Here is a 10460-nt window from a genome sequence, read left to right as displayed (position 1 = left end):
CCCGCGAACGCCGCGCCCTCAACGCCCTCGATGAAATCAGGGGCAACAGGTAAGAGGCGTCAGACTCAGAACACTAGATGCGCAGATGTTATGGGCGGCGTAATAGTGGCCTTACTTGACTCAGTCGCTGTGCGGCTACCCAATCCACCTAACGTCTGTCGGTAGTAGACTCCATGTGTACCTGCGCGAATGTAGTGCCCGCGAGGCCCGGTTCCCAAACGGAAACCCTTCACGCCCACAGAAATACCTATGCCGGATTTTGACAAATTGAGGCGAAAGACGCCAAAGCTAATTGAATCATGGAAATATAAGGGCATTAGAAACACCGGCGCGGATCGCCGCTCCTTGTCTAACCAACAGAACTTCTTAACTTTCTAGAACAATGCGGCATCGTGCGACCTCAGTCCACCCACGCCGGCAGCACCCAGCCCTTCAGCAACTCAGCCGCCGCCATCGGCTTCTTGCCGGCCCGTTGCGCCTCCAGCACCTCGACCGCGCCGTCCCCACAGGCCACGGTGAACCCGCCCAGCACCTGTCCCGGCGCGCCGCTGCCTTGGGCCACACGGCTGCGCAGCAGTTTCACCCGCTCGCCCGCCACCTCGCACCAGGCGCCGGGAAAGGGCGACAGCCCCCGGATCAGCCGGTCCACCTCGGCGGCGGGCTTTTGCCAGTCCACCCGAGCCTCGGCCTTGTCGATCTTCTGCGCATAAGTCACGCCATCCTCGGGCTGCCGCGTCGCGGGCAGGGGCAACCGCCCCAGCACATCGACCACCAGTTCGGCCCCCATCACCGACAGCCGGTCATGCAGGTCTGCCGTGGTCTCCCCGGCCCCGATCGCGGTGCGCGCCTCGGCGAGAACCGGGCCGGTATCCAGCCCCGCCTCCATCTGCATGATCGCCACCCCGGTCTCGGCATCGCCCGACATCACCGCCCGGTGGATCGGCGCCGCCCCCCGCCAGCGCGGCAGGAGGCTCGCATGGATGTTCAGGCAACCGAGGCGCGGCGCATCCAGCACAGCTTGCGGCAGGATCAGCCCATAGGCCACGACCACCGCGGCATCGGCCCCTAGCGCCGTGAACTCGGCCTGCGCCTCGGCCCCCTTCAGGCTGACAGGCGCCCGCACCGGGATGCCCAGATCCTCGGCGGCACGCTGCACCGGCGAGGGCCGGGGCTTCTGCCCGCGCCCCGCCGCGCGCGGCGGCTGCGAATAGACCGCCACCACCTCATGCGCGGCGGCAATCGCCCTGAGCGCCGGAACCGAGAAATCCGGCGTTCCCATGAAGATCACGCGCATGGCAGCCCCTTTCATCTTGGCATAAATATCCCGGGGTCTGGGGCAGCGCCCCAGTCCACCCGCCTATCGCCGCGCCAGCTTACCCGACTTCTGCACCAGCATCTTGCGGCGCAGCGGCGACAGGTGGTCGACATAGACCTTGCCGTTCAGATGGTCGATCTGGTGCTGCACCGAGGTCGCCCACAGGCCGACGAAATCGCGCTCCTCGATCTCGCCCTGATCGTTCAGGAAGCGCACCGTCACTGCGCGGGGGCGTTCGATCTTGGCGAAGACGCCGGGCAGGTTGGGGCTGGCCTCGTCATGGCCGCGCAGCTTGACCGAGGCGTGCAGGACCTCGGGATTGGCCATGCGCACGGCCTCGCCACGTTTCTCCGAGGCATCTACCACGGCCAGCCGCAGCATGATCCCGATCTGCGGCGCGGCAAGGCCGACCCCCGGCATCGCCTCCATCGTGTCGGTCATATCGTCCCAGATCATCCGCACCGTCTCGGTGATCTCGGCTACCGGCTCTGCCGGGCGGTGCAGGCGCGGGTCAGTATAGGGGATGAAGGGGCGAACAGTCATTGCATCGTCCGGGTCTGGCCCGTGCCGTCGAGCGGCGGAATGTCGATGATCAGCCGGCCATCCAGATGATCGGCCTCGTGCTGGGCGATGCGGGCGGCATCGCCCTCCATCTCGCGCTGCTGCACCTTGCCGTTCAGGTCGAACCAGCGGATCTCGATGCGCGCGGCGCGCACCACCAGAACCGGGCGGTCGGGGATCGAGAGACAACGCTCCTCGGCCTCTTCCAGCGGTCCGTGGCGGGCGATGATCTCGGGGTCCAGCAGAACCAGCGGCTCGGCCGCGCCCTGTTTCCATCCGGCATCCATCACGAAAAGCCGACGCAACAGCCCGATTTGCGGTGCAGCAAGGCCGCGCCCCTGCGCGTCATACATCGTGGCCAGCATGTCGGCGGCGAGTTGCAGAAGATCGGAACCGGTCAGATAGCCTGCGGGCGCACAGCGCTGCTGCAGCACCGGATCGGGGTGCAACAGGATGGGCCGCAGAACCCCCGGGGGCAGGTCGTCAGGCACGGGCGCGCTCGCGCTTCAGCTTGACCATGCGGCGGGTAATCATCTGCCTTTTGATGGCCGAGATATGGTCGATGAACAGCATCCCGTTCAGGTGGTCCAGCTCGTGCTGCGCACAGGTCGCCCAGAGCCCGTCGAACTCTTCCGTATGGGTCTTGCCGTCGAGGCCGAGCCAACGCATCCGCACCTGCTTCGGCCGCGTCACCTCGGCATATTGCTCGGGGATGGACAGGCAGCCCTCGTCATAGGTGTTCTGCTCCTCCGAGGACCAGTCGATCTCGGGGTTCAGAAGCACCATCGGACGCGGCTCGGCATCGGGCTCGCGGCTGGCATCCATGACGAAGATGCGTTGCAGCACGCCCACCTGCGGACCGGCAAGGCCGATGCCCGGCGCGTCATACATGGTGGCCAGCATGTCATCGGCCAGCGCCTCGATCTCGGGCGTGACGCGGGCGACGGGCTCCGCCACCTTCTTCAGGCGCGGGTCGGGATGGATCAGGATCGGGCGCAAGCTCATGCAAGCTGAGATAGGGCAAGCCTTGGCCCTGCGCAACAAGCCGCGTATGCAGGAGCCTAAAGGAAATCAGAGGTAAGGCATGGCACGTCCCGATTTTGACGAAGTGATCGACCGCATCGGCACCCGCTGCTCGAAATGGGACGACATGCAAAGCCATTACGGCGTCGACCCGCAGACGGGCATCTCGATGTGGGTGGCCGACATGGATTTCCGCCCGCCCGCGGCGGTGCAGCGCGCGGTCGAGGCGACCGCGGATCACGGCGTCTATGGCTATCCGGGCAAGAACCAGCCCTATCTCGAGGCGATCCGCTGGTGGATGGCCAACCGCCATGGCTGGGAGGTTCAGCCCGACTGGATTCTGACCGCCGCCGGTCTGGTCAATGGCACGGCACTGGCCGTCGATGCCTTCACCCAGCCCGGCGACCGGGTGATCCTGATGACGCCGGTCTATCACGCCTTTGCCCGCGTCATCCGCGCGAATGGCCGCGAGGTGGCCGAGTTCCCGCTGCGTCAGGATGCCGCTGGCCTCTACCAGATGGATTGGGAGAACTGGGCCGGGCAGCTGACCGGGCGCGAGAAGATGCTGATTCTCTGCTCGCCCCATAATCCCGGCGGCCGGGTCTGGACGGCCGAGGAACTGCGGCAGGTCGCGGAGTTCTGCAAGGCCCATGACCTGATCCTCGTCTCGGACGAGATCCATGCCGATCTGGTCATGCCGGGTGCACCCCGCCACATCGTCACCGCGCTGGCCGCGCCCGATATCGCCGACCGGCTGATCACCCTGACCGCCGCGACCAAGACCTTCAACATCGCCGGCGCCCATATCGGCAATGCGATCATCGCCGATCCCAAGTTGCGCGCCGCCTATCAGGGCCGGCAGATGGCGCTTGGCCTCTCGCCCGGGCTCTTTGGTCAGGACATGGTCGCCGCCGCCTATTCGCCCGAGGGGGCGGAGTGGGTCGATGCGCTGGTCGACTATATCGACGGCAACCGGCGGCTGTTCGACGAGGGCGTGAATGCCATTCCGGGCCTCCGCTCGATGCCGCTTGAGGCGACCTATCTGGCCTGGGTCGATTTTTCGGGCACCGGCATGACCCGCGAGGAATTCACCGCGCGGGTGCAGGATCAGGCCGCCATCGCCGCCAATCACGGCACCACCTTCGGCGCGGGCGGCGAGGATTTCCTGCGCTTCAACCTCGCCACCCCCCGCGCCCGCGTGGCCGAGGCGGTCACGCGGCTGCAGCAGGCGTTCAAAGACCTGCAATGAAGCGGCTGGCGCGGGTCTTTTCGGCGCTCTGTCTGGCGCTGATCCTCTGGGGGGTCTGGCTGGTGCTGGCCCCCGACCTGATCCCGCGCCGCCCCGATGCGCCGGTCGTCACCGTTCCCCAGCGCCCCGAGACCCGGCCCGAACGCCCGCAGGCGGCGTTGCAAGGCCCGGTCGATCGCATCCTGATCGAGAAATCGGCCCGGCGGATGACCGTCTTCCGCGATGGCGAAAGCCTCAAGACCTATCGCATCGGGCTGGGCTTCGAACCCGACGGCAGCAAGCTGCGGCAGGGTGACGGCCGCACGCCCGAGGGCGTCTTCCGCATCGACCGCCGCAATGATGCCAGCGCCTATCACCTGTCGCTCGGCATCGACTATCCCCGACCCGAGGACCGCGACCGGGCAAGGGCGGCGGGCGTCGATCCGGGCGGCGACATCTTCATCCATGGCCAGCCCAACCAGCGCCCCGATGGCGAGGTTCTGGCGGGCGACTGGACGGCGGGTTGCATTGCCGTCAGCGATGCCGAAATCCGCGAACTCTTCGCCGCCGCCCAGATCGGCACCGAGGTCGAGATCCGCCCCTGACACCGGCCCGCGTTGCAATCACCCTTCCATGCGATCATATAGTCCGCAACCGCTGACCGGAGTCCGATCACATGACCTATCTCGAATTCGAAAAGCCCCTGGCTGATATCGAGGGCAAGGCCGAAGAGCTGCGCGCCCTCGCCCGCAAGGACGAGAATGCCGTGGATGTCGAGAAAGAGGCGGCCGCGCTGGACAAGAAGGCCAGCGGCATGCTGAAGGATCTCTACAAGAGCCTCGATCCCTGGCGGAAAACCCAGGTCGCCCGCCATGCCGACCGGCCCCATTGCAGCGATTACATCAACGCGCTCTTTACCGAATACACCCCGCTGGCCGGCGACCGCGCCTTTGGCGACGACCATGCGGTGATGGGCGGCCTCGCCCGCTTCAACGATGCGCCTTGCGTGGTGATCGGCCATGAAAAGGGCAATGACACCAAGTCGCGCATCCACCACAATTTCGGCATGGCCCGGCCCGAGGGCTATCGCAAGGCGATCCGGCTGATGGACATGGCCAGCCGCTTCGGCCTGCCGGTCATCACGCTGGTCGACACACCGGGTGCCTATCCCGGCAAGGGCGCCGAGGAACGCGGCCAAAGCGAGGCCATCGCCCGCTGCACCCAGAAATGCCTCGAGATCGGCGTGCCGCTGGTCTCGGTCATCATCGGCGAGGGCGGATCGGGCGGGGCCGTGGCCTTTGCTACCGCGAACCGCATCGCCATGCTGGAACATTCGATCTACTCGGTGATCTCGCCCGAAGGCTGCGCCTCGATCCTGTGGAAGGATGCCGAGAAGATGCGCGAGGCGGCGCAGGCGCTGCGCCTGACCGCGCAGGACCTGAAGGAACTGGGCATCATCGACCGCATCATCGCCGAGCCGATGGGCGGCGCGCAGCGCCACCCGGCCGAGACGATCAAGGCCGTGGGCAAGGACATTGCCGCCATGCTGAAAGAGCTGTCGGGTCAGAAGCCCGCGCAGCTGATCCGCGACCGCCGCGCCAAGTTCCTGGCGATGGGCAACAAGGGATTGCCCGCCTGATGAACCCCTGGGTCCTTCTGGTCCTCGCCGGTCTGCTCGAGGTGGTCTGGGCGCTGTCGCTGAAATATTCCGACGGCTTCACCCGGCTGGTGCCCTCGATCGTCACCATCATCGCCGCCGCCGCCAGTTTCTGGCTGCTGGCCGCCGCCTTGCGCCACCTGCCCGCAGGCACCGCCTATGCGGTCTGGACCGGGATCGGCGCGCTTGGCGTGGCGGTGTTGGGCATCCTGTGGCTGGGCGAATCCACCGCGCCGCTGAAGCTGGCCGGCATCGGGTTGATCGTCGCCGGGATCGCGGCGCTGAAGCTGGCCTGATCCGGCGGCCAGAGCGGGCCCGTGTCACCCATCGGCAACACCCCAACCCGGCCACACCTCAGTGACCGGTTTTTTCTTGTTCCGACTCGCCCACCCGGTCAGGTTGCAAAGACTTTCCACCAGCCTGACAAGAGGAGGGCGACCATGCATCATTATTCGATCCGACACGCCTTTGATCTGGCGGCCTCGTGGACTGGCACCGGCGTACTGCACCGCTGCTGATCGGCCTCCGGGCCAATCCCCACAAAATCCGGGTGACTGACGCAGACCGTTTCGGCTGCGCCTGACCTCTATCCTCCTTTTGACAAGGGCCCGCCCATGCGCGGGTCCGCAGGTGACTGACATGATCGCAAGATTGCCAATGGGGGCGGTCCCCCCACGCGCAGCGCTTGAACGGCTGATCGCCCGGCATGGTGCCCGGGCGGTGCTGATGGGCATGGTGATGGCGCTGCTGCGCCCGGACCGTAAACGCGGCATGCGGCATCGGATGCTGCCGACCGAGCAGATCAGCCCGCATCTGCGGCGCGATATCGGGCTGCTGCCCCATATCCCGGCCGAGCCGCCGCGCTACTGGAACCATTACTGAGCCGGTGCACGGCCTGTGTACGACCTGTGCGCAGGCTGTGTACGCCCGGTGCGGGCGGATTCGGGCCCGTTTCCTACCACAGGGTCAGGGCGGCGCGTCCGGGCCATTCGGCATCGTAAGTCGCGCCGCCGACCTCGCCCTCGGTCAGACCCGCAAGGATCTGCCCGGCTGTGGCCAGCCCGGCGCTGTCGTCGGCATCCGCCCACAACCCCGCCCGCATCACCGCGCGGGCGCATTGGAAATAGACCTCGCCGATCTGCACAACGATGACCGTGCGCGGCAATTTTTCTTCTCGTTCAAAGGCTTGACACAGATCTGCATCATCGGTCAGCCGCGCCTGCCCGTTCACCCGGATCACCGTGCTGGACCCTCGGATCAGGAACATCAGGCTGACCCGGCCATCGCGGGCGATGTTCTTCAGCGAATCGATCCGCTCGTTCCCGCGCCAGTCGGGCAGCGCCAGATGCTTGTCGTCGAGAATGCGTGCCACCGGGCCATCATCCCCGCGCGGGCTGGCATCGGTGCCTTCAGGACCGACCGTCGACAGCACGCAGAAGCGCGAAGCCCTTATGAACGCAGCATAGTCCGGCGTCAGTCGATCCGTGACCTTGCGCAGCGAGGCCGCGCCGGGCGTGCCATAGATCCCCGCCAGATCACCCTCGGACAACCACTTCATGCCTTGAACCCCGCTTCCGCCATCAGCTGGTCCGACCGGGTCTCGATCGCGTCTTCCAGCCAGGGAATGACCTGATCATTGGGCAGATCCGCCGGCACCGCCGGCAGGAACTCGATCACCGCCCGCCCCGGACGGATGCCCCAGCCCTTGCGCGGCCAGAAAAGCCCGGTATTCACCGCCACCGGAATGACCTCCAAGCCGGTCGCGGCGCGGATGGTGGCCACGCCATGCTTGTAGGGCTTGCGGCTCCCCGGCAGGGTCCGCGTGCCCTCGGGATAGATGATCAGCTGGCCCAGCACGCCGCGCTGCATCCGTTCGCGGATGCGCGCCGAGATCGCCTTCATCGCATCCTTGCCGCGCGAGCGGTCGATCGGCACGCTGCCCACCATCTTCGCATACCAGCCCATGATCGGCACCCGCATCACCTCGCGCTTCATGATGAAAGCGCGGCGCGGCACCGAATGGGCAAGCACGAGGATATCCCAGAAGCATTGATGCTTGGCGGCGATGATGCAGTCATGGGTCGGCGGCGTGCCGCGCACCTCGCAGATCAGCCCCAGATGCCAGCGGGCGGCGCGCACCAGATAGGCGATCCAGGTCGAGGCGACATGGGTCGCCCCCTCCTCTCCCCGGCGCAGCACCACGAACAGGCCCCAGAAGCCCAGCACCAGCGTGGCCAGCCCGATATGGATATAAAAAAGCACGTTCTGGACATATTGCCAGAACGTCAGCCGCCCCGGCTCGGGCGAGAAGCCGCGGCTCATCGCACCTGCCCCAGCATGGTCAGCGCCGCCCAACGGGTGGCCAGAAAGCCCACGGCCGCCGCGACCAGCGGGATCAAGAGCGCCCAGAGCCAGCCCCAGCCCTGAAAGCCGAGGCCGGTCAGGAACTGGCCGCTTTCCTCCATGTTCGGCAGGGCGATGACAGCCAGCAGGCCCAGCACCGTGCCCACGCCCGCCCCCAGCGCCGCGCGGCGGGTGAAGCGGCGGACGAAGGCCGTGGCAATGGTGATGTCGCGCGCCCCGATCAGCCGCAGCACCCGGATCACCTGCCCGTTCGCCGCCAGCGCCGCCCGCGCCGCCAGCGTGATCATCGCCGCCGAGGCCGCCGCGATCAGCAACAGTGAGAAGATCCCCAGCATCTGCAAGCGGCTGGCTGCCGAGACCAGCGGCCGGCGCCATTCGGTATGGTCGTCCAGCACCGCGTTCGGCACCTCGCCCTCGAGCCTGAGGCGCAGCCCTGCCGTGTCGAAGTCGCTTGCATCGATGATCGGCAGTTCGATCAGACGCGGCACCGGCAGCGCATCGACCGGCACATCCGGGCCGAACCACGGGGTCAAGAGATCGGCGATTTCCGCGTCATCCAGCAGCCGCGGCTCTCCCACGCCGGGGGTCGCGCGCAGGATCTGCATCACGTTCTCGGTCTGCGCCTCGATCTCGGTCGAGGGGGCCGAGACCCGCACGGTCACGGTCTGCGCCAGCGACTCGGCCCAACGGTCGGCCAGCCGCCCGGTCGCCAGCGACAGCGCCAGCGCAAACACCGCCAGAAAGGCCATGGCCCCGGCGGCGAACAGCGTCAGTTGCGCGGTAAAGCCGGTCGGCGGCACGATCCGGTCGCCCGAGGCGCCATCGCCGGTCAGGCTGGCGACCAATGCCCTGAGGTCCAGCCCCTTGACCGACCCGCCCGAGAGTTTCGGCAGTTTCACAGATCAGCCCCCGCCAGTTGCAATGTCCCGTTGGCAATGCGCAGCACCCGCGCAGCGACCTGCGCCTTGGTGGCGCGAATGAGGTTCAGGTCATGCGTGGCCACCATCACCGTCTTTCCCGACCGGTTCAACTCGATCAAGAGCTGCATCAGCCGCATCGACATATCCCAGTCAAGGTTCCCGGTCGGCTCGTCCGCCAGCACAAGATCGGGCGACAGGATCACCGCCCGCGCCAGCGCCACCCGTTGCCGCTCGCCCCCCGACAGCGAGCCGGGCAGCACCCGGGCCTGCTGCGCAAGGCCAACCCAGCCCAGCAGGTCGCGCATGGCGGCCATGTCGACCGGCTGGCCGGAAATGGTCAGCGGCAGGGCGACGTTCTCGGCCACCGGCAGATGATCGAGGAATTGGGGGTCCTGATGCACCACGCCGACCTTGCGGCGCAGCGCGGCGATGCCGTCGCGGGTCAGCCCGCGCAGATCCTGCCCCAGCGCCGTCATCCGCCCCGAACTGGGCAAGAGATCGGCATAGCAAAGCCGCATGAAGGTGGTCTTGCCCGAGCCGGACGGCCCGGTGAGGAAATGGAACGACCCCGGCTGCAGGCTCAGCGTCATGCCAGAGAGCAACGGTTCTCCGCCCTGATAGCCGAACCCGGCATCCTGCATCTCGATCAAAAGGCACCCCCTTCGCGTCCGGCGACTTGGAAGCCGGGCGTGGGCTTGATAGAACAGCAGGGCGCCGAATGCGAGAGGGCGGGATGGGTGAAATACGTCTGACATGCCCGGAATGCGGGGCCGAGTACCGGGTCGATGCCACCGCGATCCCTGCGGATGGCCGCGATGTCGAATGTTCCTCCTGCGGGCATGGCTGGCACGAACCGGGTGCGGCTGCCCCGAAAGGGCCGATGACGGCTGCGCCCGAGACCGGCCCGAGGCTGAACCGCCCCCTGCCCGATTCGGTGCTGTCGGTGCTGCGCGAAGAGGCCGAGCTGGCCCGCCGCCAGCGCAGCGAGGCGGTCGAGCCGGAAGAGGCGACCGAAGAGGCCACAGTCATCCTGACCACCGACCCGCCGATGGCCGGCCCGGCGCCCTCGCGCCATATCAACGACCGGCCGCAGCGTCCCGGCGACAGCGCGCCTGCGCAGGACAAGCTGGAGGCCACGGTCAACCGCACCACGCCCCACGGCCATGCGCGGACGGTCAACCCGCTGCACGAAGAGGAATCGGGGGCCAAGGATCGCGCGGGCTACCTGCGCGGCTTCGCCCTGTCCCTCGCCGTCGCCGCCAGCCTGCTCTTGGCCTATGTCCTGACACCGGATACCGGCGGTCAGGGCGGGCTGGCAGGCTTCCGCGTCGCGGTAGATGATGGTCGCGCCTGGCTGCATCAGAGCGTCTTTGGCACCGGCGGCGAATAGCC

The 10460-nt window shown here is 67.2% G+C and carries 15 protein-coding genes; 6 read left to right on the top strand and 9 right to left on the bottom strand.

Annotated features, from left to right (window positions below):
* Positions 1-65: 65 nt before the first annotated feature.
* The 5 genes from Q1A36_RS21475 to def (Q1A36_RS13640) form a co-directional block, all read right to left on the bottom strand.
* A complete protein-coding gene (locus tag Q1A36_RS21475) occupies positions 66-317 on the bottom strand; it encodes a DUF4236 domain-containing protein (protein WP_366141579.1) in 252 nt (83 codons plus the stop codon).
* Positions 318-400: 83 nt separating this feature from the next.
* Entirely contained in the window at positions 401-1294 is an 894-nt protein-coding gene (gene fmt, locus Q1A36_RS13655; RefSeq protein ID WP_299845001.1) for a methionyl-tRNA formyltransferase, read from the bottom strand.
* 63 nt (positions 1295-1357) lie between these two features.
* The gene (def, locus tag Q1A36_RS13650) at positions 1358-1858 is read right to left on the bottom strand and encodes a peptide deformylase (protein ID WP_299844998.1); all 501 of its coding nucleotides are present in this window, start codon (positions 1856-1858) and stop codon (positions 1358-1360) included.
* The gene (gene def / locus Q1A36_RS13645; RefSeq protein ID WP_299844995.1) at positions 1855-2367 is read right to left on the bottom strand and encodes a peptide deformylase; all 513 of its coding nucleotides are present in this window, start codon (positions 2365-2367) and stop codon (positions 1855-1857) included. Before def (Q1A36_RS13645) ends, def (Q1A36_RS13650) begins: the two co-directional genes overlap by 4 nt.
* The gene (gene def, locus Q1A36_RS13640) at positions 2360-2881 is read right to left on the bottom strand and encodes a peptide deformylase (RefSeq protein WP_299844992.1); all 522 of its coding nucleotides are present in this window, start codon (positions 2879-2881) and stop codon (positions 2360-2362) included. Before def (Q1A36_RS13640) ends, def (Q1A36_RS13645) begins: the two co-directional genes overlap by 8 nt.
* A gap of 79 nt (positions 2882-2960) precedes the next feature.
* Between def (Q1A36_RS13640) and Q1A36_RS13635 the strand changes: the two genes are divergently transcribed.
* The 5 genes from Q1A36_RS13635 to Q1A36_RS13615 all read left to right on the top strand — a co-directional run bounded on the left by Q1A36_RS13635 (position 2961) and on the right by Q1A36_RS13615 (position 6666).
* Entirely contained in the window at positions 2961-4148 is a 1188-nt protein-coding gene (locus tag Q1A36_RS13635) for a MalY/PatB family protein (RefSeq protein ID WP_299844989.1), read from the top strand.
* Positions 4145-4732, top strand: coding sequence for a L,D-transpeptidase (locus Q1A36_RS13630; protein WP_299844986.1), 588 nt, complete (start codon positions 4145-4147; stop codon positions 4730-4732). The genes Q1A36_RS13635 and Q1A36_RS13630 overlap by 4 nt, the downstream gene beginning before the upstream one ends.
* Before the next feature lie 71 nt (positions 4733-4803).
* Positions 4804-5766: an acetyl-CoA carboxylase carboxyltransferase subunit alpha gene (locus Q1A36_RS13625; protein ID WP_299844983.1), complete on the top strand. Its 963-nt coding sequence runs from the start codon at positions 4804-4806 to the stop codon at positions 5764-5766.
* Entirely contained in the window at positions 5766-6080 is a 315-nt protein-coding gene (gene sugE, locus Q1A36_RS13620) for a quaternary ammonium compound efflux SMR transporter SugE (protein ID WP_299844980.1), read from the top strand. Before Q1A36_RS13625 ends, sugE begins: the two co-directional genes overlap by 1 nt.
* A gap of 361 nt (positions 6081-6441) precedes the next feature.
* A complete protein-coding gene (locus tag Q1A36_RS13615) occupies positions 6442-6666 on the top strand; it encodes a hypothetical protein (RefSeq protein WP_299844977.1) in 225 nt (74 codons plus the stop codon).
* Positions 6667-6739: 73 nt separating this feature from the next.
* On the opposite strand, the gene Q1A36_RS13610 is transcribed toward Q1A36_RS13615, so the two are convergent.
* Genes Q1A36_RS13610 through Q1A36_RS13595 form a run of 4 tightly spaced genes read right to left on the bottom strand, consistent with a single transcriptional unit; the run spans position 6740 to position 9718 of the window.
* A complete protein-coding gene (locus Q1A36_RS13610; RefSeq protein ID WP_299844974.1) occupies positions 6740-7342 on the bottom strand; it encodes a pyridoxamine 5'-phosphate oxidase family protein in 603 nt (200 codons plus the stop codon).
* Positions 7339-8106 (bottom strand): lysophospholipid acyltransferase family protein, encoded by a 768-nt coding sequence (locus Q1A36_RS13605; protein ID WP_299844971.1) that lies wholly within the window; start codon positions 8104-8106, stop codon positions 7339-7341. Before Q1A36_RS13605 ends, Q1A36_RS13610 begins: the two co-directional genes overlap by 4 nt.
* Entirely contained in the window at positions 8103-9008 is a 906-nt protein-coding gene (locus Q1A36_RS13600) for an FtsX-like permease family protein (RefSeq protein WP_299845015.1), read from the bottom strand. The genes Q1A36_RS13605 and Q1A36_RS13600 overlap by 4 nt, the downstream gene beginning before the upstream one ends.
* Positions 9009-9043: 35 nt before the next feature.
* Complete coding sequence (locus Q1A36_RS13595) at positions 9044-9718, bottom strand: ATP-binding cassette domain-containing protein (protein ID WP_101752751.1); 675 nt, start codon at positions 9716-9718, stop codon at positions 9044-9046.
* An 83-nt stretch (positions 9719-9801) separates the two neighbouring features.
* On the opposite strand from Q1A36_RS13595, the gene Q1A36_RS13590 reads away from it, so the two are divergent.
* On the top strand, positions 9802-10458 hold the full coding sequence (locus Q1A36_RS13590) for a zinc-ribbon domain-containing protein (protein ID WP_299844967.1): 657 nt from the start codon (positions 9802-9804) through the stop codon (positions 10456-10458).
* The last annotated feature ends 2 nt before the right edge of the window (positions 10459-10460 follow it).

This window comes from uncultured Paracoccus sp. (assembly GCF_947487305.1).
GTDB lineage: Bacteria > Pseudomonadota > Alphaproteobacteria > Rhodobacterales > Rhodobacteraceae > Paracoccus.
This window is presented reverse-complemented; position numbering and strand designations above follow the sequence as displayed.